This is a genomic window from Mesorhizobium sp. B2-8-3 (assembly GCF_006440815.1).
Classification (GTDB): domain Bacteria; phylum Pseudomonadota; class Alphaproteobacteria; order Rhizobiales; family Rhizobiaceae; genus Mesorhizobium.
Window position 1 is genome coordinate 314,932 of the sequence record NZ_VFTW01000001.1, and the last position, 19,913, is coordinate 334,844.

The window sequence follows — 19,913 nt, forward strand, 5'->3', positions numbered from 1 at the left end:
TCCGGGAAGTGACGGACTTCGACAATTACTGAACTCCCGGCATTTTGCTGGCGTCCTGGAGATTCTTCGTGATGCCGGCGGCTGGCGAGGTATCCTGCGGCGCATTCCCGCCTTGGTTTTGTTCTGGTGTGCGTTTGACGGGCGCTGTTTGCCAGCCGGTGCCGACATAGACGAAGGCCGAGTAACAGAGCGCCATGATCATAATCAGCAGCAGCAGCGGCAAAAGCACCCGTTTCATGCCGAACTCCTGACGGGCTTTGCTGTTGCACCGCAGGCACCGACGACGCTCATGCTTCCCGCCGTCGCGCAGCCTCGCGCTCGACATCTTCAGCCGAATAATCGCCAGCAGCCGGGTCGAACGCTGCCCATCCGCCCGCCTGGTATTCACTACGGCGGTCGGCGATGTTGACTGACGCGGAGCTGCGGAGAACTTCCCGGGCTTCCGAGGCGAGGTCGTCCTCGACGCGAGCCGTCACCAGCGTGCCGCCGCGGCGGACGCCTTCGGCATAGACATGCGCGTCTTCCTCCGGCACGCCCGCATCCGTCAGGCTGCCGATGATGCCGCCGGCGGCGCCGCCCACAATCGCTCCGGCGACGGCGCCCGCGGCTGTTGCCGCCAGCCAGCCCGCCGCGACCACCGGCCCGACTCCCGGTATCGCCATGGCGCCCAGGCCTGTTGCCAGGCCGCCAGCGCCACCCACGACCGCGCCGATGCCGGCGCCGCTTGCGGCATCCTCGGAGGCTGGGGAATGCGTGTTCTGGTACCAGCCGCGGGCATTGTTGGCCATGATGCTGATGTCGGATGACGGGACGCCGATGGACTCCAGCGCGCCCACGGCGTCAGCGGCGTCGTCATACTCGTCAAACAGAGCGGTGATCGTTTGCATGTCGGTTCTCCTGTTTATTGTTGGCTGGCAAAGACGTTGCCCTGATAGTCGAGCGCAACGGCGGTGCCCTTGCCGTCCTTCGTCGCCTGACCGCGCCAGATGCCCTGTTCGTCCTTGGCGAGCGCCGAGACGTCCCCGTAGCCGGCATCCTCGATGCGCTTCTTCGCCTGCGCTTCGGTGAAGCTGTTCGCGCCGGGGACAGGAGCGGATGGTTTGGGCGTCGATGCCGATTTAACCGCCGGCATGCCCGCGCTGCCGCCGGCGATCTTCTCGATCATGTCCTGATGCATCTTCAGCGTCGGCAGCGTCTCCGCCGCGAAAGATTTGAGGGCGGGATTGTCTCCATCCTTGGCGTACGCCTCGAACAGGCCGACTGCGTCTGCATGCGCTTTGCGCTGCATCTCTACGTAAGGCTGGTCCAGTGAGGCCGTCGTGCTCTGCAATCGTTCCAGATCGCTCTTATGCTTGGCATCGGATTGCGCCGGTACCTGCAACTTCTGCTCGCCGGCGATCTTCTGCAGCTTGGCGTTCGCCGCGCCGTGATCGGTGATCATCCGCTTGGCGAAATTCTTGATCTGCTGATCCTTCGCGTTGTCCTGCGCGATTTTGCTCGAATCCACTTCGAACATCCCGCCGATGGCTGCCTTGTTGACGAAGGTCTGCGCGTCGTCGGCCGCGAAGGCCGGAAAGGCAAGCATCAACGCAGCGGCCGCCGATGGGATAAAGAATGTCCGCGTGCTCATGGGGCAAGGCTCCTTTGGTCTTGGTGGCACCGAACAACCGTTCTTGCCCTTTGTTCCCCAGGCGCCTCATTCCAGGCTCTGAAAATAGCCCGGCCGCGGCCGGGCGGATCGTGAGTTGGATCCGTTTGGTGTCGAAGTGGCTTGGACGGCAAGTTAGATGCTTCAGCCAACCCGTTGGGCTCTGCCTCCGCGAGCTGGAGGGCGCGGCGTGGGTTTGTACCCTCCATGATCTCGCGCCTTCTCGAACGCGAACGGTGCGCGGCCATGGCCAAGGCGCACGCGAGGGAATTCGAACGCATCAAGATGTATCGTTCGCACGCGCAATACGCGTCTTAGCCTGTCGCATCAAAGAGTCCGGCCCGACGCGGGATTTCGACACGCGAACTGCTTCTCGCGATTTCGAACGCGCCGCGATTTGAAGGCAAAATACTTTGGCAGCGCTCTCACCGATCTCGGAGAAAGCCGTCCATATCTCCGTAAACATGCAGCAGATGTCACGCCGCTGGGGCCTTGGGCGGTCGAATGGCTGCCTGCCACAAGTTCACAGGCTGGTGCGCAAGCGACCGGAAGCCACGATCTTCACCAGGTTCATCCCGGCGTGGAATCCGGGCAAAGGCCATGGTCAGTGGAATATGAGCCTCTGGCGGAGATGACGATCGCAAGGGCCGGCAAGGAGATGGTCGAACTTCTGCCCGAGCTTGCCATCCACATCCCGCCGGCGTGCCTGTTCGATAAACCGATCTATTCACCGTGGCTGAGCGGCGAACTTGCTCGCGTGCTTCAGTCCGAAGGCGTCGAGGAGGTCATCGTCAGCGGCGGCGAGGCCGACATGTGCGTTCTGGCGAACTTGCTCGGCTCTGTCGATCTCGACTATCGAACGATCTTGGCGGAGGACGCCATTTGCAGCACGTCCGATGAAGCCTATGAAAACATCCTGAAGCTCTTCACCAAGCGCTACTCCCACCATGTCGAGGTGGCGCCGGTAGACGCTATTCTTGGATACTGGCATTAGCCGCCTTGAGCGATGTTGGTACGGCCATTTTGACTGTCCTGATTGCTGAGTTCTCCGGGAATATCTAGGCAAAACCTCAGTTCGACCGGCGATGGCGCATGTCGCGTCCCCATGCGCCATCTCAGGCCTCAATTGTCTGATCGAGGCCCGCCCGCTCCCCTTTGCGGGCGGGCTTTGCCCGCTGAAGCCCCCAGCTTTGGATCAAGTCGGCGCTTCATCCGTCGAAAGGAACGAAAGCCAAATCCGGGAATTAGGTACAAGCATCTGAACATGATTTCCAGGAGGAAGAAATGGGACGAGGTATTCTGCTCTGGCTGCTCGGCGTTCCAATCCCGATCATCATTCTTTTGATGCTTTTCGCGCGTTAGGAGCCCGACGATGACCAATGCATTTTCCGGGGTCGATGAACCGGCCGCAATCGAAACGTCGAGCTCCGCGGTCAGTTGGGGTCCCATTGTGGCCGGCGCTTTTGCGGCCTCAACCTTTACAGTCGTCCTGATGCTCGTAGGGTCCGGGCTTGGCCTGACCATGATGTCGCCCTGGGGCAGCGCCTCCCTGACGACATTTGCGGTCTCGACCGCGATCTGGCTTGTCATCGTGCAATGGCTCTCATCCGCGCTGGGAGGCTATATTGCCGGGCGGCTTCGCACCAAATCGGTCAACGTCCACACCGACGAGGTGTATTTCCGTGATACGGCGCATGGCTTCCTCGCTTGGGCCTTGGCTACCTTGCTGGTGGCGACCGTCCTTGGTTCGGCGATCTCGGGGATTGTCGGCGCAGGCACCCAGGCCGCGACCGGCTTGTTGAGCGGCGCCGCCACCGGCGCGGCTTCGCGGGCCTCGGCGCAGTCGCCATCCGCCAATGACTTGGCCGGATACTTCGTCGACTCGTTGTTCCGGCCGGCCGACAACGCAGCCGCTGCCGCGCCTCCCGCGGCTGGCGCGCCCCAGAACAACGCGGACACCACGGCCCAGGCATCACGCATACTGGCGGTCGGCGCCGCGAACGGGGAAATGAGCGCGGACGACAAGGCTTATCTCGCCCGCCTGGTAGCATCGCGCACGGGTCTTCCACAGGCTGATGCGCTGAAGCGGGTCGACGACGTCTTGGCGCGGATCGAGGATGCCAAGAACAAGGCCAAGACGGCCGCCGATAAGGCTCGCAAGGCAAGCGCCACGACCGCGCTGATCGGAGCTTTGTCTCTGGTAATCGGCGCCTTCATCGCGGCCGTCGCCGGAGTGCTTGGTGGCCGCCAGAGAGATGAGGACGAGGCCCGCTTTTTGCGAAACGGCTGACGGATATCGCCGGGCCTGGAGCATTCCAGGAAAGTGTGAGCGGCTTTCCTCTCGGAATTGTTTTGAAACAAAGAATAGAAGGGCAATTCAGCCGCCGCCCGTGGTGCTACTGGCTGCCGATGGCCTCAAGCGGGATGACAGCCATGAAATTGAGACCGCTCGGAGCGATCCGCAAATCCACCGTCGCTCCGAGCTCGTAAGGCAAGGTGTGCTCCAGCACCTCCAGGCCGAAGCCGCGCCGCTCAGCGGGGCTGAAATCATGGGGACTGCTTTCTGTCCATGTGAAGCGGAGCGTGTCTTCTTCCAGCTGCCATTCGATGTCGATGCGGCCCGCGCGACTTGAAAGTGCTCCGTACTTCAGGGCATTCGTCGCCAGCTCGTGAATGGCCAGCCCCATTGTCTCGGCGGCCTTGGGCGCCAGAGCGACGGACGGACCTTTGATCATCAGGTTCTCGTCTTCCCGGCCACCTGCGGCGCGCAATTCTTCCGCGACGATCGACGCCAGATTGATGCCGATGGACGGGCGCCGCGTGATGGCTGCCTGCACACGGGCGAAAGCGTTGATGCGACCCTCCAGATGAGCCGCCGCCTCGTCCAGCGATTCGCTCTTTTCCATCGTACGCCGCACGATCGAACGGATGACCGCCAGCGTGTTGCGCGCATGATGCTGCAATTCAGCGAAGCGCGCCTGCTGCCGTTCCTCGGCTTCCCGCTGACGCGTGATGTCCTGGCCGACGCCACCGATATGGGCGACCTTTCCCGCTTCATCGCGCATCGGAAAATCGGCATCGCGCAGCCAGCGTATCTCGTTGTCGGCTGGCCGGCATATGCGGTATTCGAAGGTCGCGCGTTCGCCCTCGCGAATGCGCTCGATCTGGCCCAGCACATACTCGCGATCTTCGGGCACGATAAGCTCGATCCAGGTGGCGAAGTGGTTGCCGGCCAAGGCCTGTTCACGGCTCATCCCGTAAATGGCATCGAAGGCGGGCGTCAGGTATTCCCACTGCAGCGTCTCGGCGTTGCGGATCCACAATACGTCCGAGGCGGCCTCTCCGAAATCCTGCAGGTTCTCCTCGCCGTCACGCAGTCGGGCCTCGGCACGCGCATGCTCGCGCATGGCCGCGTTGACATTGGCCAGACCGCGTTCAAGCGGCTTGTCGGGCGGGCCCTTCGACATCACTCCTCATTAGCATCGAGATGCCTGCCTTCGCGATCGAGATGCAAATAGTTGGGATTGAAAAGCGCGACGTCCTGCAATGCCTGGAGATTGGGAATGGTGAGCGTCCTGTCCTTCAGCACAATGAGGTTCGAAGCGCGCAACTCCTGCAGCGTACGATTGACGTGAACCGTCGACATACCCAGCGTCTCGCCCAACTCCGTCTGCGTCAACGGGAATTCGCAACTGCTATTGCTTGTGCAGCCGGCAGCCTCCAGCCGGATGAACAACTCGCATAACAGATGCGCCATCCGCTCGAGCGCATCGCGCTGGCCGAGGTTGACCGTCCACTCGCGCTGGATGGCCGCCGCCACGAGCAATTCCCACCACAGTGCCTGAGTGATGCGCGGGTGCCGGATCATCATCTCGTCGAAAGCGGCGCGTGAAATTTCCGAGACTACGACCGGCGTGATGGCACCGATCGAGTGGTCCATTTCCTTGAGGATGAAGACGTTGAGATCGCACAGATCGCCGGGGAGGAAAAACGCAATGATCTGCCGGCGTCCGTCTTCGAGGGTCTTATAGCGGTAGGCCCAGCCCTCGTTGATCAGGTTGATGAATTCAGGTTTCTCGCCTTCATGGATAATGTCTTCTCGGGCGGAGAAGCGCCGGACACGTTGCGCCGCGATTTTGACCAGCATCTCCTTGTCGGCATGCGAAAGCCGCGTGAATTTCTCGAGCTTGCGGATCAGAGGTCGCCTCATCCTTATCCTCTTGTCCCGTGGTACACAGAATGATCCGGCGGCGACCTTACCTATGTTAATGTCCAGCATGGGCGCGGCGACTCGCCGTCGGGGGAGGCAGGCCAATGGATTAGAAGGTCGCCGGTGCTCGCGTGCTCGAGATGGAAGACAAGTATTTTTCTGGGCCAGGATATCACCAAAGCGCTCGCTGCGCTCGGTCTGGCTGTCATCGGTCCTGTCGCGACCAACTATGAAGCGATGGAAGCCTGCCATGATCGCGTCGACGCCGCCGTCCTCCCTCTGGACCTCGCCACCGTCGACTTTGCCGGCGGCTGCCGCTGGTTTTCGCCACCGGCTACGACGCGAAAGTCGCAGACCTGAGAAGCCTTACGATCCTATGGAACTGGCGCGTCACATACCGGAAATGACACGCCAGCCATTGCCGGCACCGCTGAAGGTTCGTCGCCGGATCAGATGCCCATCAAGTCGAAGCTCACGACATGGCCGTGCTTTACGGCCGATCGCGCGATCATGTTGCTCAATTGCGGGCTCTCGACCGAGCAATCCGGCATGACCGTCAAGATGGCACGCGTGGCCGCGGCCACGGACACCGGCGAGCGGTTCGAGGAACGCGTTTCCATGTAATGTTCGATGAGTTCGTTGAGCCGCACAGGATGATATTTGATCACGCCGCAACCTCCCTTAGCCGCGCTTTTGCTGTCTTGCAGTTGATAATTGCGCCCGGCCTCGCGGCCACGCATTAACCCATGAGAGGAAGGCGGAAATTCTTTGGAAGCTTCGGCGCGGCAAGGGTCCGATCAGGAGAAAGGGCCCGCCTCGCCTTGGGGGTAGAGTTAGGCGGGCCCTCCGGCTCTCTTTGGCTGCCGCCGTTTTGTCAAGCCAGGGCTGAGATTTATCCGAACCGGGAAAGAGTCGCTTTAACCTGCGTTATGTCGGGCACCGGCGCCGAGCGCAGATATCTTCAGCGTCACCGGCGGACCCGGTCGAAAGCCCGGGATCGCCCGCGATGCGTCCAGCCGAACAATAAGAAGGATAAAATGATCTCCGCTCCCAACGGCTCTGGTTTTTGCGATATCACGGCTGTAGCGCGTGAGCTCTCGCTGTCCGATCTGGCGGTGCCGATCGAGGACATCGTCCGGTCGCTTTACGAAAATCTCCACGAGGGCGAACCCTGCCCCCCGGCGTTGATCGAGGCCTTCAAGCAGGCGTTGCAGAACCCGGCACGCGAGGAAACCGACGCAAATGGTATCTGAAGATGCGCTGCCATTGAGATTTCGCGACGCTGAGCCATATTCCTTTCCGCTCCGACATGCGTCGACCAGTAATATCGTCATGCCAATATTGGAGCGGGAGGCTGGATTGCGGAAAGATGGCAAAGGGAGTCATCCGCCGCGTCAATTTGGCGGTCGCCAGGGGCAGCAAGAAGCGCTCCTAAGGGTGACACGGTGTTTGGAGGAGCACTGGCTGTGATGGGAGGATCTGATCTCGGCGGCCGCACTGTGCTGGTCGTGGAGGACGAATATTACATCGCCCTCGAGGCGGCGCGCGCGTTGCGCTGCGCCGGCGCCGAGGTCATCGGGCCATGTCCATCCGATCGGGCTGCAAGGGCTGAACTCGAAGAGCGGCGCCCCCATGCGGTTCTACTCGATATCAACCTCGGGCCCGGGCCGTCATTCAGCCTGGCCGATTCCCTCAAGGATATCCGTATCCCGTTCGTTTTCATCACCGGCTACGATCAGGAGGTGATCCCCGACCGGTTCGACGACATCGAGCGGCTGCAGAAGCCGGTGCAGCTCCGGCAAATCGTCGGCGCCATTTCCAAGGCGCTGGGAGACGCTCAAACGCAATAGCAGCCTGTTGCCGTTTTGCATGGCTGCCTAAGGTCGACAGCGGCTTTGGAGGGACGGCGACGGGTGCGCGCCTAGCGCTACCATGCGGGATTTACAAAGCGGGTTCGTGAGCGGCAACGCGGGGTGTCTGCCACTCTCATCGCCAGAGCTCTGACGAATGCAGCGGCGCCTGCATCGCAACCATGCCTGGATGGTGCGTTGGAGCTGATGATCGCCTGGCAGAGCGAATTTTTGTCGACAGGCGTCCTGGTGCTGTTGGCTATCTGGCTGAGAGCAAGCCAGTACATGCGCCACATGCGAAACGGGGTACTGACAGCCGGGGCACCACCGTTCGCCGTGATCGCCTGTCTGCCTGATGACTACGGGCTTATCGACTGAGTGGAACATGCGGCTTGCTTCGCTGTTCGGCGCTATGGATGAATTTCGCTCGCATAGCATTCAATTGTACCTGGAAGACCTTCTCCGGACACGCATGCGCGCGGAGCGTCTGATGGATGAAACCGGCTCGGCCATTGCCCAGGCCCAAATTCTGCTGCAGCAATCCCGCGTGCTGCTGGACAGGATCGAGAGAGACAGAAGCCTTTATCCGCTCTGGCGAAATGCTCAAGGCGCCGGGAGAGGGGCTCGCAGGCGAAAATAGCGGCCGACCTTAAGTCTGGTCGCCAAGGAAAATCCTTGCGTCTTTTGCGGCGGCGACGAAGGCCTGGCGTGCCACGCGTGGAGGCTTTCCGTCCCGCAACACCGACAAACATGCCCTGATTGCATGATGTCGCGCGCTGGAGTCCGGTTGCGGCCAAGTATGCAGAAGGATGTCGGCAGCATCCAGCACAGTGACCACCACCCGATCACGATCGACCCTGCCGGGCTGCACGATAACCGGTTTGCGAAAACGTTTGATGCGTTCTGTGCGCATGATCGTTTTGCCGCTGACGATTTCGCACAAAAAGAAGCGCGTAATTGCCGCCGCAATCAACAACCTATGTTAACGCAGTGCCGTCATTCATGGGGCAATGTTGATTTGGCCTTTGTGCCCTCACCTAGGCTGGGCCCGGCCCCGCATGTGTCACGGACAACATCGCGGGCCGGGCTTTGCCGGGTCCTCCCGGATGAAACGCCGATCCTCGTAGCGGTCGAGCAATCCGGATTGGATCGGATCGGCAAGGCTGCGAGACTTCATGTAGACATGTGCCAGCGTGCTTGACCCGTCCGCGACAGGATCGATCTCGATCAGAATGCGAAAGTTCCCCGGTTTGCCGATTGACTCAATGCTATCGAGCTTCGCCAGAACGCATTCATCGACGATATAAAGCTCGCCGCTGACATGAAGGCCGCTCCCGGGCTCATTGAACATCATCGGGGCGAAGCGTGGCCCTGCGATCAGCATCGGATATCGCTGTTTGGTACGGCACGGGCCGATAAATCGCGCGCCCGACAGGCCTTCATCGTGGAGCGGAAAGCCTCTTTTCAAAGTGCCGAACACGAACACGTTCTCGGCCAATGGTCGGCTGGACATCTCAATCGACGGGCTTTGACTGGCGGCGAAGCCTGTCGCGTTGGTCGAGATGCACCCGTTGGTTGTCTCCAGCAAGTAGCGAAGGCGGCCCAACGGCCGCCGCCCGTTCTCGCAGGTACTCGCGTGACGCTGCTTTGTTCATAGTATCGATTCGCGGGCGGCTCCGGACGGTTCCAGAGCCTCACAATCCGCCGCCGGATCGTCGGCGGCGGCAGTCCCTGAACTTAGAAGTCATGGCTATGTTCCGCGACGACCGCGGCGCAGTTCATTCCTTCACGTAGGCGCCGGACTGACGACCACTCCTCGGCGCCTTGGCGTCCTTGGAATGCTCCGCGACAGAGGGACCGGCCCCTGAACTCTTTTGCGTGGCCGGGCTGGGCGTGGTCTGGCGCGGCGGATTGCGGCCCTCCGACTGATGGGTCCTGTCCTCGACCTCGCCCTGTCGTCTGGTGAGACCCATGCCTTCGCGAGGCTTTTCATTCTCGGCAGCTTCCTGCGAAAATTGGTCGGCAGGATCCGGATCGCTATTAGCGGGATATTTTGTGGCGCCCGTCTCGCGGCGGTTCTGATTGTTCATGGCTGATCTCCATTTCTCATGGAGAAGTAACAATGGCGCGAAGGCGACGTTCCCGATCCAGCACGATACATGGCACCCAAGTTTTGACCGGACGGAACAAACGTCCAGGCAATCAATTAGACGCGGGCAGCGCCACCGGAGGAGCGAAAGGAGGCTCGTCATGGACGGGGAAGAACGCATTAGGCAACGCGCCCATGAAATCGGGGAGCGTGAAGGCCGCCCCGAGGGCCGCCAGCAGGAACACTGGGATCAAGCCGGCCAGGAGACGAGCCGGAAGGTTCGGAAGTCGAGCGCGGCCCGGTGGCGCCCGATCCCGCAGTTGGCGTCGGCTCCGACCCTGCCGCCAACGGGCCGGGCGGCTGAAGCACCTCGGCCTGCGGATGCGTCGTATCCTAAATGCACTTGGCATTCTGGTGATCGTTCTGGTCGCGCTATGGGTCTGGTTTGACCAAAACGGCGGACGCCCGCGCGGTGGCGCCCAGCAGCCATCGCCGCACGCTATCGACCAGAATGGCTGAGAGGATAGCTAACCTCACCGCGTCGCGGTGTCGCCGGGCTCATGCCGTCTGGCCTTGGCAGGCACCAGCCGGCCTGAGTTGGCGCGCAAACCTCTGAAGAACTCCTCCACATAGGGCAGCAGTTCGAACAGCACGATGACGATCATCACGGCGGCAATATATGTCACCGGCAGTTGCTGTTCTTTCCAGGTTAGATCGAGGCGAGCCTTTTCCGTTCCGGCGCCGAACAGAGCCAGGAATTGGTCCCAATGCAGCGCCACCACGATGACCAGACCCATCAGCGGGATCATTTCCAGGAAGCTGTGCACATGCTGCTCGATCGGGCTCACCGTGCGCGCGGTGGTCGCATAGCGAACGTCCCACAGCGCCGTCGCTTCGTGGACGAAGAAGGTGACGATCATCACGGCGATCACCAAGGCATTCACCTCCAGGAACATTGCCGCAAGCAGCGGGATTCCGACCTCGGCGAACATCAGCAAATGAATGAGCGATTCCTTCGCACCGGTCGTCGATTCGATGTGGGTGGCGCGATGGCAGAGCCAGTCGGCAAAGCCCGCAATCAGCCAGACCGGCAAGACGAAATACATTAGGATGAGCACCATCGGATCAGCTAGCACCGCGTGTCTCCCTATTCTCCGCGTCGCGCTCGAGCTTTGCAGCCTCGCGATCGAGCACGTTCGGCTCGTTGCCGTATTTCAGCATCAGCGCCAACACCACCCCGCTTGGAATTCTCGCTCTTTCCGGAAGGTCGCGGACGCATTCGGCATTTCGACCCCGTTGTCGTCCCTGGGAGCTTCGCCGTGCGACGTCATAGTCATGGTTCCCGGCCGACCTCACGCCGAACCGCAGGCCGGCGGAATGGTTCCATGCCTGTCGGATCCCGATCGAAGTGCGCGCAGTGAACGGCTGGAACGGTTCACACGTCGCCGCGTTCTACCAATTGGGTTCCCTGCGATCTCGTGGATATACGCGCCGGGTATCGACCCGGCATGCCCCGCGACTGAGGTCTCACCACAATGAGAATATGAACTAAGGAGCTTCGTGTGCGAAACCTCAGGGGACTTCACCTCTTGATCGCGGAAGACGAGTGGCTGGTGGCCAGCGATCTGGCGACTTTCTTCGCTGACATGGGCGCTATCATCCTCGGACCGGCAGCGACAGTGGAGCAGGCCGGGCGACATGCAAAGGCGGCGGACGCAGCGATTCTGGATATCAATCTGCATGGCCGCCACGTTTTCCCGGTAGCGGATGAATTGATGCGGCGCAACGTGCCTTTCGTCTTCTTCAGCGGGTATGACGAGATCGCCATCCCCGAGCGTTTGCGTTTCGCGAGCAGCCTGAGCAAGTCGTCAAACCGTGCTGTCGTGGTCGATGCGCTGTTCCAGCCGGAGCCCTCTGCAGAGCCATTGACCTTCGCGCAGCCGGCGACCGCGGCGGAGGACGTCGTAGCGCTGCTCCCCAAACTCCGGCTCACCGCGCGTCTGCTGCTGGACGATGCCGGCGCTTCCGACCGCCTTGTCGAGCACACTTTGGAACAGGCGCTTGAAGATATCGACAAAAGGCCCGAAGGGTCGTCGATCGCCGACTGGCTGAACACCATCATGCGCAGGATGGCGCGGCTGCGCGGAGCTTGTCTGCTGCACTGATCTCAGACAGCCGAGCCGCCGGCGACCTGCGTTCGCCGGGCGACCAGCATTCTCAATGCGTCAGGCGGCTTCTGAGCCAGCCGAGAATCCGGTTGCCTTGTATGATCCGGCGGACCCGCGCGGCAGCCCAGCTGGCTTGCATCGTCGCGCCGGCATGGCAGCTGCACACGACGTCATGCAATTGCCAATCGGACAATTCGAAAAAGCGCTTCGCCTCGCCGTAGGTGTCGGACTGCAAGCCGGCCGCGCGCAGCAACGGATCATCGAACGCAACCGCGAGCGGCGATCCGTCCGCGCGCACGCGTTCGCGAACCTCGGGATCGACATATTCGGTGCCCGTTAGCGCGGACAGGCACCGAAGGGGATTGCGGTCCAGCAGTTCCGCCCACCGCTCGATCCGCTGCGTTCTCGTTGCAAGCGGAATCAATCCAAGCCGGTCGACGACTGCCACCGATTGAAGTTCATATGAGGTCTGATGCTTCATTGCTGTCTCCTGTGGTTTGAGGCCGATATCTGCACTGCGCGGCAGACCTGCCGGGCCGGAAGCCCGCGCCTGCGAGGGACAGGCGCGGGCCGATCAGGGTGTTGCCCACCGATCTTCGACAAACGCCTGGCGTGGCGTCTGAAGCGAACCCGAACTGCCAGTCCTCCGCTATGTTCCAGCCATCCTCGCGATGATGAGCCTGGGCCGGCAGCGAATGGAACTTCGTGCAGATTGCATGGTTGAACATCTGACCAGTCGTTTGAACCGCTGAACCGCGGTGGCGCCATCACTGCATCGAAGCGGTTCTCAGCCAAGCTTGGAGGCTTGTTGGCGAATGGCCCGTTCCAAAGGCCCATCGAACAACCACAATATCATCGTCATCGGGGCGTCGGCCGGCGGGATCGAGCCGCTGAAGCGGATTGTCAACGACCTGCCCGCCGATCTGCCGGCCGCCACGTTCGTCGTGGTGCATATCGGCCAGGTCAGCTACCTGCCGGAGATCCTAGACCGCGCGGGCACGCTCGAAACGCAGCCGGCCAGGAACGGTGAAGAGTTCAGGACTGGCTGCATCTATGTGGCGCCACCCGGCTTCCACCTTCTCCTTCACGATGGCCATATGATGCTGCGGCGCGGCCCGCGCGAGAACCTTGCCCGGCCGGCCATCGACCCCTTGTTCCGCTCGGCGGCGCTGAGCTACGGTGCGAGTGTCATCGGGGTTCTGCTTTCGGGTTCGCTTTCCGACGGCACCGCCGGGTTAAGGGCCATCAAGTCCGTCGGCGGGCTGGCTGTCGTCCAGCACCCCAAGGACACGCTGGTGCCGGGGATGATTGAAAGCGCGCTGCGCTATGTCGACGTCGACCACTGCCTGCCCGCTGCCGAGCTCGGCCCTTTGCTGGCAAAGCTTGCGGTCGAGCCGCCCGGAGAATCCTTTCCTCCCCCGCCTGTGGTTAGATTGGAAGCGGCCATTGCCGCGCAGGAGCATTCGACGATGCAAGAAGCGGATCGACTTGGCGAATTGTCAGTGTTTACATGCCCGGAATGTCACGGGCCGTTGTGGGAGATCGAAGACGGTGACATGCTGCGCTATCGGTGTCATACCGGGCATGCCTTCACCACCGACGCGGTGATGGAGGTGCAGGCGGTGGAGGCCGACGATATCCTGTGGAGCCTGCTCCGCTCGCATCAGCAGCGGGCGGCGTTTGCCAAGCGAATGGCAGAGCGGGAGCGGGCGAAGCTCCGCTCCGAACTCGCCGCCGAAATGGGCAGGCGGGCGAAGGAATATGAGGCGGATGCCGCTGTGATCGAACGCATCCTCGAAAGCAGGCGGGTTCAGGTAAGGGGCAATGGCGAAGTCAGCGCGGAAGGCAAGTACTCACAAGGCAAGGGTTAGTTCGCGCGACGATGAAAAACAGCCGGCGTCCTTCCCCATTGTCGGCATCGGCGCATCGGCGGGTGGGATCGCGGCATTGCGGAGCTTTTTTCCCGAGGTGCCCGCCGACAGCGGCTTCGCCTACGTGGTCATCCAGCATCTCGACGCCGAGCATGAAAGTGCACTTGCCAGCATCCTCCAGCGCTCAACCGCGATCGCAACGCAAACAGTTGCCGAAAGCGTAGAGATCAAAGCCGATAACATCTATGTGATCCCGCCAGGTGTTTCGGTGAGGATTGAAGAGCGGCGCTTTCACTTGGTCAAGATCGCGGCCGAGCGCGACAAACGGGCGCCGATCGATGATTTCTTCACCTCGCTTGCGCAGGAGCAGGCCGAGAACGCCGCCGGAATCATTCTTTCCGGAACCGGCAGCGACGGCACCGTCGGCCTGAGGGCTATCAAGGAGCGCGGCGGACTGACCCTTGCGCAGGAGAGCGCCGAATATGACGGGATGATGCGCAGCGCCGTCCAGAGCGGCCTGGTCGACATGGTGCTTCCCGCGGAGGAGATGGCCGGCAAGCTGGTCAGCTATTTCACTCACGCGAGCCGCACCGAAACCGAGCGGGATCGACGCAAGCGCGAAGTGACCGAACAGCTTTCGCGCATCGTCGCCCTGCTTCGCTCGCGCACAGGCCATGATTTCAGCGGCTATAAGGACAACACCATTTTGCGGCGCATCCAGCGCCGCATGCAGGTGCTGCAGATCGACGATCCTACCGTCTTCTATGAGCGGCTACGCGAGGACCCGCAGCAGGTCGATCTTTTGTTCCAGGACCTGTTGATCGGCGTCACCAGCTTCTTCCGGGACCCGCAGGCTTTCGAAGCTCTCGAACGTGTGGTCATTCCCCGGCTGCTCGAGAGCCGCAAGCCTGGCGAGACGATCAGGGTATGGGTGCCGGGCTGCGCCACCGGCGAGGAAGCCTATTCGATCGCCATGCTCTTGAAGGAAAACGCGCCGCGCGGCGCCGCCTCGCCCAACTTACAGATCTTCGCCACCGACATCGACGAGCGCGCGCTGGAAGTGGCGCGCGCCGGTCGCTACTCGGCGACGATCGCGCCGGACGTTGCGCCGAAGCGGCTGAAGGAGTTCTTCTCGCGCGAGGACGGTACGTACCGCATTTCCGCCGACTTGCGGGAGATCTGCCTTTTTTCGGCGCACAATCTCTTGCGAGATCCGCCCTTTTCCAAGCTCGACCTGATCGCGTGCCGCAACCTTTTGATCTATATGGGCCCGGAACTGCAGGAAAAGATCGTCCCGATCTTTCACTACGCATTGCGCAACAACGGCTATCTCCTTCTCGGTTCCTCGGAGAACGTCACGCGCCATCCACAGCTGTTCTCGACGGTAGATAAGACAAACCGCATCTTCCAGAGGCGCAACGGGGCCACCACACATCGGTTGCCGGAATTCCCGCTCGCTGCCGCGGCGAGATCGACGGATCCAAGTGCGCGCCGGCGGGCAACGACCGAAACCCTGCAGGAAATCGCGGAGCGTTTGCTCGTCGAGCGCTATTCGCCGGCATATGTGATCGTGAATGCTGCCGGCGAAATGATGCACAGCTCAGGCGGCACGGGCAAATATCTGGAGCTCGCTTCCGGCGCCCCCAGCCACAGCGTCTTTTCCATGGCGCGTCGCGGGTTGCGCATGGATCTGAGGGCCGCGCTCCACAAGGCCGTAAGCACCGGACAGGTGGCAGTCCAGAATAAGATCAGCATCGGCACCAATGGCGGGCGTCAGACGATCAGCCTGGCTGTACAGCCGCTGCCGGGCGATGGTTCTTCCGACCCCCTCTATATGCTGGTCTTCCGGGATGTCGGCGGGATCAAGCCTGAAGCCGAGGACGACGCCATCCACATAACCGACGATGTTGAAAGCGCCAATGTCAGCCAGCTCGAAAGGGAGCTGAGGGAAACCAAGGAGCGTCTGCAGATCACGACGGAGGAACTCGAATCCTCCAACGAGGAGCTGAAATCCTCGAACGAGGAGCTTTCCTCGATCAACGAGGAGTTGCAGTCGTCCAACGAGGAACTGGAGACCTCGAAAGAGGAGCTCCAGTCGATCAACGAGGAGTTGCACACCGTCAATGCCGAGCTCAGTCTGCGCGTCGACGAGCTCACCCGCGCCAACAACGATGTGGCGAACCTGCTCGAAAGCACGCAGATCGCCACCGTCTTCCTCGACCGCGACCTCTGCATCAAGAACTTCACACCGACCGCGCGCGACCTGTTCCGGCTGGTGGAAAGCGATGTCGGACGGCCGCTGGCGCATGTCCGTCCACGCTTCCCGGCCGACGGCCTGCAGGCCGACATGGAACAGGTGCTGCAAAGGCTTGGCACGATCGAGCGGCAGATCGAGGGCATAGACAACGGCAAGAGCTATATCATGAGGGTGCTGCCCTACCGGACAGTCGACAACATCATAGCGGGCGTCGTCGTCACCTTCGTCGACATTACCCAGATCACGCAGGCCGAGAAAACGATCGGCGCACTCTCGCACGACCTGCGCAACCGCGTCGAAAGCCTCGGAACCCTGCTCGACCTCGTGCCGATCGGCATCTTCATCGCCGAGGATGACGCTGGCGTGCAGATCCGCGCCAACCGGCGCGCGGCGGAGCTGTTGGGTCGGCCCGCTGCCGGCACCAAGCTGATATCCGTGCCCGCAATCCTGCCGCTGACGCTCAATGGAACCAAGGTAGGCACCGACGACCAGCCACTGCTCAAGACAATGCGCACCGGCAGGGCAATTCCCGGCTATGAAGCGAGGGTCCAGCATGAAGACGGCACCGCAATCGACGTCATGATGTCGGCCAACCCGCTGTTCGACGAAAAGGGCAAGGTCCGCGGCGCCATCGCGGCGCTGGTCGACATATCCAGCCACAAGGAGGCCGAGCGCAGCCAGGAAAGGCTGCTGCACGAATTGCAGCACCGCGTGAAGAATATCCTGGCCACGATCACCGCGCTGACATCTCGCATGGTTCGCACATCCAGTTCGATGGGCGATTTTTCCACGTCCTTCCAGCAGCGGCTGCAGGCAATGGGTCGAACGCACGACGTGCTGTCTTCCTACAACTGGACAGATGCCGATCTCGAGCAGTTGCTGCGGGCAGTGCTGTCGCCTTACAGCAGCAAGCTGCGCCAGAATATCATCATCCTGGGAAGCCCTTTGCAGCTTGGCGCGAGCGCGGCCGCGACACTCGGCATGGTGTTCTTCGAGCTTGCCAGCAATGCCGCGAAATACGGGGCCCTATCGACAGAGGACGGTCGCGTCGAAGTAGCCTGGAACACCGACAAACCGGGCATTCTGTCGATCCGCTGGAGGGAAATCGACGGACCTGTCGTCGAAGAGCCGCCAAGGCGGAATTTCGGAACGAGCTTCATCCAGCAGAGTTTGGAGTACGAGCTGGGAGGGAAGGTCGATCTAAGGTTCGAACGCTCCGGACTTGAATGCGACATAGAAATTCCACTGGCGTCAGGCAAAGGTCGCTGACATTTGCCGCTGAGCGATGAGGAGTGGACACAACATGCTCCTGTCCGGCCTGAATGTCCTCGTGGTCGAGGACGTATTTATGCTTGCGGAGGATCTCACCGACCGGTTGACGCAAGCAGGATGCACAGTGATCGGCCCGGCACCTACGGTCAGACAGGCGCTTGCACAAATCGATGGTGTTGCCCTGGACGGAGCCGTGCTGGATGTGAACCTTCGGGGGGAGCAAAGCTTTCCGCTGGCCGAGCATCTCACGCTCGGCCGTGTCCCTTTCATTTTCCTTACCGGCTATGACAGCGTCACCGTCTTTCCCGACCAGTTTCGCGACAAGCCCAAGCTGTCGAAGCCGGTCGATTACAACCTGTTGATTGAAGCGGTGTCGCGGTTCCGCAAGAGCGATGCGCCGGACTGAGAAAGCCTGGCCTACGACGTGGTGCGATCGCCTATCAACCGGCTCGCAAGTTCGACCAGATGCCGGATCGGCGCAGGCTTCGGCAGAAAAGGCGCGCCATGGAAGACAGCGGACTGGAACGCCGGATCGTAGCCCGAATGGACGACGAAAGGCACACCCGCTTCCTTGAGGCGAGCGGCGGCGGTACCCCGTTGGCCGTCGAGCAATTGGATGTCGATGATGGCCAGATCGGGGCGGTTGTCGTCCAGCCATGTCGCGGCTGCCCGTTCCGAGGCCACGCACGCCACCTCGAAGCCGAGCGCCCTTAAGCCATCCGCCACGTCGCAAGCGATCAAATATTCGTCTTCAATGATCAGTGCCAAGGGCGCTTGCATAACGATCTCCTCAGACACGCTTACCTCCTCCTGGCACACGGCTTGATGTACTCCGCCGGCCAGGGAAGCGCACAATGTTTCGCCCGCAAACGGCTGCGCGGCTGCCGATAGGATTCGGGCCGGCTTGGTCCAAGCCTGCGTCCTCGCCCCGGCTAAGTTGGATCACGTCGAGGTCTGACAAGGCCGCGCGGGCCTCGAACAGTCGAAGGAATTGCGACCTCAGCCCATCGCCCCTTGCGGCGGCAATCGCGTGCAAGGGCATAAAGAGATTTATAGTCCGATCCTTCACAGACTTGCCTCCATCACAACGCCGCGGCCGCCTTTTCCCGCTTTGCCTCATCGATAGCGATGGACAAGATTACATCGCCGTCGCCGCCCCGAACCGCCCAGCCCTCCCGCCGAGGTTCGGCAGCCGGATCGTCGAGCAGATCGATCGCCGAGCGCAGCGCTTCATCATGTACAGCTTCGACGTTGGGCAATTCCACCCCATCAAGCCGCCTCAAACTGCCACCCTGGCGATATTCGAATGTATAGAGATCCTGGCCCACGTCGATTGGCCTCTCGTCGGCGGGCCGGACGGCATCCACGGTGCCGTCCTGGCTGCCTTGCGCAGATCGGCCGCCGAATGCCGCGCACTGAACCATCAACTCTTTGGCGCGATCGACAAGCGCGGCATCGCCAGGCAAGCGGTCGGAGACAACCATGGTGACAGCGATGTTTTCCCCGTCCTCGCCGAGAAATTCGACCGTCACGTGTCCAGTACCGGCATGTATCGCTGTGTCGAGAACTTGCATTCCTGCCTCTTCGTCTCCGCGTCGGGGATACAAAGCTCCCCTGCTCCCGAAAGTTCCGCCCCAGTTCAAGAATCGACTTAGATAGCCGCGCCTGACATCTCCAAAGCGCTCGCGATGAACTCGAAGGCGGCTCCCTGATCGATATCCATCCTAAAGGCCCGGTTGGAACAGCGGGGCCGGAAGCAGGTTTGGAAACAAAGGAGGCGCCGAATGTCACCTAACCAACGCACACCCGCCGAGGCCCGCGGCGAAATCCAGGCCGGCAGGACGCAGGACAAGACCCCCGGGTTCGACCCTGCGGCGGCGCCGCAGGAGACGGATGCCGAGGCCGGCGATGTCCCGACTTCCGCCAAGCCGGCCGGGCCGCGCAAACCGAGCTTCACCAACCAGACAAGCTTTGCCAACGCGATGCGGCCGCCAGAGAACGCGCCCGGCCTGCAACCGCGCAGGAATGGCCCGGTGCTGGTGATCGTGGCGCTGGTTGTACTGGCCGCGGTTGTGTTTCTGCTCGCCGCGGTCTTCCGCCAGGTATGAAAGGAACATCATTCCCCGTCCCAGGTTGGATGGCGCAAGGAGGTAATTGCGATGCCGCGCTTGAGACGTTTGTTTCGTCATCTGTGGCGCTGGAAAGCACAGCCAACAACACACCCCTCTCCAGCCGACGCCATTGTGCGGGTGCTGCGCGAAGCGACGTTCGGGGTGACAGAGCCCCCGCCGGCTAGTGTCTCCGGGATCGAGCCGGAGTCACTTCTCGTCAAAGATATGCTCGTGGATGATGCCGAGGATCTGCAGCTTGACCGTTTCCCGCGCTTCGGGCTTCACGAAGGGCATCAGCAGATCGACCGTTTCCTCCACCCGCCGCGGCAGGTCGGCGCTCGGATCGCTCAGATAGCTTCCATGAGCATATAGGTTCTCGGTCAGCTTTTTGCTCAGGTCGGAAAAGAGTCCCATGCCATTGCTCCTTGCTGATCCAA

Annotated in this window: 26 protein-coding genes; 12 read left to right on the top strand and 14 right to left on the bottom strand. The window is 61.6% G+C overall.

All coding sequences use genetic code 11. From position 1 onward, the window contains the following. Positions 1-25: 25 nt before the first annotated feature. From FJ418_RS01680 to FJ418_RS01690, 3 genes are read right to left on the bottom strand one after another with little or no spacing between them, the layout of a single operon-like run. Complete coding sequence (locus FJ418_RS01680; protein WP_140784804.1) at positions 26-238, bottom strand: hypothetical protein; 213 nt, start codon at positions 236-238, stop codon at positions 26-28. A gap of 49 nt (positions 239-287) precedes the next feature. After that, complete coding sequence (locus FJ418_RS01685; protein ID WP_140784803.1) at positions 288-887, bottom strand: hypothetical protein; 600 nt, start codon at positions 885-887, stop codon at positions 288-290. Positions 888-901: 14 nt separating this feature from the next. After that, positions 902-1,630 carry a DUF4142 domain-containing protein gene (locus FJ418_RS01690; RefSeq protein ID WP_140646331.1) on the bottom strand — a complete coding sequence of 243 codons (729 nt, stop codon included), beginning with the start codon at positions 1,628-1,630 and terminating at the stop codon, positions 902-904. A gap of 415 nt (positions 1,631-2,045) precedes the next feature. Here FJ418_RS01690 and FJ418_RS01695 point away from each other — a divergent pair, with 415 nt between their 5' ends. Together FJ418_RS01695 and FJ418_RS01700 are read left to right on the top strand one after the other, a co-directional pair. Further along, entirely contained in the window at positions 2,046-2,642 is a 597-nt protein-coding gene (locus FJ418_RS01695) for an isochorismatase family cysteine hydrolase (protein ID WP_181166806.1), read from the top strand. Between the two features lie 378 nt (positions 2,643-3,020). Beyond that, complete coding sequence (locus FJ418_RS01700; RefSeq protein ID WP_140863281.1) at positions 3,021-3,938, top strand: hypothetical protein; 918 nt, start codon at positions 3,021-3,023, stop codon at positions 3,936-3,938. A 106-nt stretch (positions 3,939-4,044) separates the two neighbouring features. Here the strand turns inward: FJ418_RS01700 and FJ418_RS01705 are convergent, their stop codons facing one another. The 3 genes from FJ418_RS01705 to FJ418_RS01715 form a co-directional block, all read right to left on the bottom strand. Further along, on the bottom strand, positions 4,045-5,055 hold the full coding sequence (locus FJ418_RS01705; RefSeq protein ID WP_181166807.1) for an HWE histidine kinase domain-containing protein: 1,011 nt from the start codon (positions 5,053-5,055) through the stop codon (positions 4,045-4,047). A 59-nt stretch (positions 5,056-5,114) separates the two neighbouring features. Continuing rightward, positions 5,115-5,858, bottom strand: a complete 744-nt coding sequence (locus FJ418_RS01710; RefSeq protein ID WP_140654302.1) for a Crp/Fnr family transcriptional regulator — start codon at positions 5,856-5,858, stop codon at positions 5,115-5,117. 449 nt (positions 5,859-6,307) lie between these two features. Further along, the gene (locus FJ418_RS01715; RefSeq protein WP_140710575.1) at positions 6,308-6,526 is read right to left on the bottom strand and encodes a hypothetical protein; all 219 of its coding nucleotides are present in this window, start codon (positions 6,524-6,526) and stop codon (positions 6,308-6,310) included. A 369-nt stretch (positions 6,527-6,895) separates the two neighbouring features. Here FJ418_RS01715 and FJ418_RS01720 point away from each other — a divergent pair, with 369 nt between their 5' ends. The 4 genes from FJ418_RS01720 to FJ418_RS01735 all read left to right on the top strand — a co-directional run bounded on the left by FJ418_RS01720 (position 6,896) and on the right by FJ418_RS01735 (position 8,348). Continuing rightward, positions 6,896-7,111 carry a hypothetical protein gene (locus tag FJ418_RS01720; RefSeq protein ID WP_140784799.1) on the top strand — a complete coding sequence of 72 codons (216 nt, stop codon included), beginning with the start codon at positions 6,896-6,898 and terminating at the stop codon, positions 7,109-7,111. Positions 7,112-7,327: 216 nt separating this feature from the next. After that, positions 7,328-7,708 (top strand): response regulator, encoded by a 381-nt coding sequence (locus FJ418_RS01725; RefSeq protein WP_140784798.1) that lies wholly within the window; start codon positions 7,328-7,330, stop codon positions 7,706-7,708. Positions 7,709-7,906: 198 nt separating this feature from the next. After that, entirely contained in the window at positions 7,907-8,086 is a 180-nt protein-coding gene (locus FJ418_RS01730; RefSeq protein WP_140784797.1) for a hypothetical protein, read from the top strand. A 7-nt stretch (positions 8,087-8,093) separates the two neighbouring features. Further along, positions 8,094-8,348, top strand: a complete 255-nt coding sequence (locus tag FJ418_RS01735; protein ID WP_140654187.1) for a hypothetical protein — start codon at positions 8,094-8,096, stop codon at positions 8,346-8,348. Between the two features lie 9 nt (positions 8,349-8,357). Here the strand turns inward: FJ418_RS01735 and FJ418_RS01740 are convergent, their stop codons facing one another. The 3 genes from FJ418_RS01740 to FJ418_RS01750 form a co-directional block, all read right to left on the bottom strand. Beyond that, on the bottom strand, positions 8,358-8,681 hold the full coding sequence (locus FJ418_RS01740) for a DUF982 domain-containing protein (protein ID WP_246682873.1): 324 nt from the start codon (positions 8,679-8,681) through the stop codon (positions 8,358-8,360). A gap of 90 nt (positions 8,682-8,771) precedes the next feature. After that, the gene (locus FJ418_RS01745) at positions 8,772-9,314 is read right to left on the bottom strand and encodes a gamma-glutamylcyclotransferase family protein (RefSeq protein ID WP_246682874.1); all 543 of its coding nucleotides are present in this window, start codon (positions 9,312-9,314) and stop codon (positions 8,772-8,774) included. Between the two features lie 172 nt (positions 9,315-9,486). Then, a complete protein-coding gene (locus FJ418_RS01750) occupies positions 9,487-9,798 on the bottom strand; it encodes a hypothetical protein (RefSeq protein WP_140654189.1) in 312 nt (103 codons plus the stop codon). Between the two features lie 160 nt (positions 9,799-9,958). On the opposite strand from FJ418_RS01750, the gene FJ418_RS01755 reads away from it, so the two are divergent. After that, positions 9,959-10,246, top strand: coding sequence for a DUF2934 domain-containing protein (locus FJ418_RS01755; protein ID WP_246682875.1), 288 nt, complete (start codon positions 9,959-9,961; stop codon positions 10,244-10,246). Between the two features lie 84 nt (positions 10,247-10,330). On the opposite strand, the gene FJ418_RS01760 is transcribed toward FJ418_RS01755, so the two are convergent. Next, the gene (locus FJ418_RS01760) at positions 10,331-10,933 is read right to left on the bottom strand and encodes a diguanylate cyclase (RefSeq protein WP_140646340.1); all 603 of its coding nucleotides are present in this window, start codon (positions 10,931-10,933) and stop codon (positions 10,331-10,333) included. Positions 10,934-11,386: 453 nt separating this feature from the next. On the opposite strand from FJ418_RS01760, the gene FJ418_RS01765 reads away from it, so the two are divergent. Further along, complete coding sequence (locus FJ418_RS01765; protein WP_226892159.1) at positions 11,387-11,962, top strand: response regulator; 576 nt, start codon at positions 11,387-11,389, stop codon at positions 11,960-11,962. Between the two features lie 52 nt (positions 11,963-12,014). Here FJ418_RS01765 and FJ418_RS01770 read toward each other — a convergent pair whose 3' ends face one another. Continuing rightward, positions 12,015-12,446: a hypothetical protein gene (locus FJ418_RS01770; RefSeq protein WP_140784796.1), complete on the bottom strand. Its 432-nt coding sequence runs from the start codon at positions 12,444-12,446 to the stop codon at positions 12,015-12,017. A 334-nt stretch (positions 12,447-12,780) separates the two neighbouring features. On the opposite strand from FJ418_RS01770, the gene FJ418_RS01775 reads away from it, so the two are divergent. From FJ418_RS01775 to FJ418_RS01785, 3 genes are read left to right on the top strand one after another with little or no spacing between them, the layout of a single operon-like run. Further along, a complete protein-coding gene (locus tag FJ418_RS01775; protein WP_140646343.1) occupies positions 12,781-13,836 on the top strand; it encodes a chemotaxis protein CheB in 1,056 nt (351 codons plus the stop codon). Further along, the gene (locus tag FJ418_RS01780) at positions 13,790-17,362 is read left to right on the top strand and encodes a CheR family methyltransferase (RefSeq protein WP_140863283.1); all 3,573 of its coding nucleotides are present in this window, start codon (positions 13,790-13,792) and stop codon (positions 17,360-17,362) included. The genes FJ418_RS01775 and FJ418_RS01780 overlap by 47 nt, the downstream gene beginning before the upstream one ends. Before the next feature lie 34 nt (positions 17,363-17,396). Then, positions 17,397-17,771, top strand: a complete 375-nt coding sequence (locus FJ418_RS01785) for a response regulator (protein WP_140646346.1) — start codon at positions 17,397-17,399, stop codon at positions 17,769-17,771. An 11-nt stretch (positions 17,772-17,782) separates the two neighbouring features. On the opposite strand, the gene FJ418_RS01790 is transcribed toward FJ418_RS01785, so the two are convergent. Beyond that, on the bottom strand, positions 17,783-18,163 hold the full coding sequence (locus FJ418_RS01790; protein ID WP_140784794.1) for a response regulator: 381 nt from the start codon (positions 18,161-18,163) through the stop codon (positions 17,783-17,785). A 284-nt stretch (positions 18,164-18,447) separates the two neighbouring features. After that, complete coding sequence (locus FJ418_RS31785) at positions 18,448-18,939, bottom strand: hypothetical protein (protein WP_181166809.1); 492 nt, start codon at positions 18,937-18,939, stop codon at positions 18,448-18,450. A gap of 210 nt (positions 18,940-19,149) precedes the next feature. Between FJ418_RS31785 and FJ418_RS01800 the strand changes: the two genes are divergently transcribed. Beyond that, positions 19,150-19,473, top strand: a complete 324-nt coding sequence (locus tag FJ418_RS01800; protein ID WP_140654202.1) for a hypothetical protein — start codon at positions 19,150-19,152, stop codon at positions 19,471-19,473. Positions 19,474-19,683: 210 nt separating this feature from the next. Here the strand turns inward: FJ418_RS01800 and FJ418_RS01805 are convergent, their stop codons facing one another. Continuing rightward, positions 19,684-19,890 carry a hypothetical protein gene (locus tag FJ418_RS01805; RefSeq protein ID WP_140646352.1) on the bottom strand — a complete coding sequence of 69 codons (207 nt, stop codon included), beginning with the start codon at positions 19,888-19,890 and terminating at the stop codon, positions 19,684-19,686. Positions 19,891-19,913 lie beyond the last annotated feature (23 nt).

What these genes read in the sequence shown, in the direction of transcription:
- FJ418_RS01710 (WP_140654302.1), bottom strand. Translation starts at nt 5,858, where the DNA reads ATGAGGCGACCTCTGATCCGCAAGCTCGAGAAATTCACGCGGCTTTCG.
- FJ418_RS01755 (WP_246682875.1), top strand. Translation starts at nt 9,959, where the DNA reads ATGGACGGGGAAGAACGCATTAGGCAACGCGCCCATGAAATCGGGGAG.
- FJ418_RS01770 (WP_140784796.1), bottom strand. Translation starts at nt 12,446, where the DNA reads ATGAAGCATCAGACCTCATATGAACTTCAATCGGTGGCAGTCGTCGAC.
- FJ418_RS01685 (WP_140784803.1), bottom strand. Translation starts at nt 887, where the DNA reads ATGCAAACGATCACCGCTCTGTTTGACGAGTATGACGACGCCGCTGAC.
- FJ418_RS01775 (WP_140646343.1), top strand. Translation starts at nt 12,781, where the DNA reads ATGGCCCGTTCCAAAGGCCCATCGAACAACCACAATATCATCGTCATC.
- FJ418_RS01690 (WP_140646331.1), bottom strand. Translation starts at nt 1,630, where the DNA reads ATGAGCACGCGGACATTCTTTATCCCATCGGCGGCCGCTGCGTTGATG.
- FJ418_RS31785 (WP_181166809.1), bottom strand. Translation starts at nt 18,939, where the DNA reads ATGCAAGTTCTCGACACAGCGATACATGCCGGTACTGGACACGTGACG.
- FJ418_RS01735 (WP_140654187.1), top strand. Translation starts at nt 8,094, where the DNA reads ATGCGGCTTGCTTCGCTGTTCGGCGCTATGGATGAATTTCGCTCGCAT.
- FJ418_RS01805 (WP_140646352.1), bottom strand. Translation starts at nt 19,890, where the DNA reads ATGGGACTCTTTTCCGACCTGAGCAAAAAGCTGACCGAGAACCTATAT.
- FJ418_RS01800 (WP_140654202.1), top strand. Translation starts at nt 19,150, where the DNA reads ATGTCACCTAACCAACGCACACCCGCCGAGGCCCGCGGCGAAATCCAG.
- FJ418_RS01680 (WP_140784804.1), bottom strand. Translation starts at nt 238, where the DNA reads ATGAAACGGGTGCTTTTGCCGCTGCTGCTGCTGATTATGATCATGGCG.
- FJ418_RS01785 (WP_140646346.1), top strand. Translation starts at nt 17,397, where the DNA reads ATGCTCCTGTCCGGCCTGAATGTCCTCGTGGTCGAGGACGTATTTATG.
- FJ418_RS01705 (WP_181166807.1), bottom strand. Translation starts at nt 5,055, where the DNA reads ATGCGCGAGCATGCGCGTGCCGAGGCCCGACTGCGTGACGGCGAGGAG.
- FJ418_RS01750 (WP_140654189.1), bottom strand. Translation starts at nt 9,798, where the DNA reads ATGAACAATCAGAACCGCCGCGAGACGGGCGCCACAAAATATCCCGCT.
- FJ418_RS01700 (WP_140863281.1), top strand. Translation starts at nt 3,021, where the DNA reads ATGACCAATGCATTTTCCGGGGTCGATGAACCGGCCGCAATCGAAACG.
- FJ418_RS01725 (WP_140784798.1), top strand. Translation starts at nt 7,328, where the DNA reads ATGGGAGGATCTGATCTCGGCGGCCGCACTGTGCTGGTCGTGGAGGAC.
- FJ418_RS01720 (WP_140784799.1), top strand. Translation starts at nt 6,896, where the DNA reads ATGATCTCCGCTCCCAACGGCTCTGGTTTTTGCGATATCACGGCTGTA.
- FJ418_RS01780 (WP_140863283.1), top strand. Translation starts at nt 13,790, where the DNA reads ATGGCGAAGTCAGCGCGGAAGGCAAGTACTCACAAGGCAAGGGTTAGT.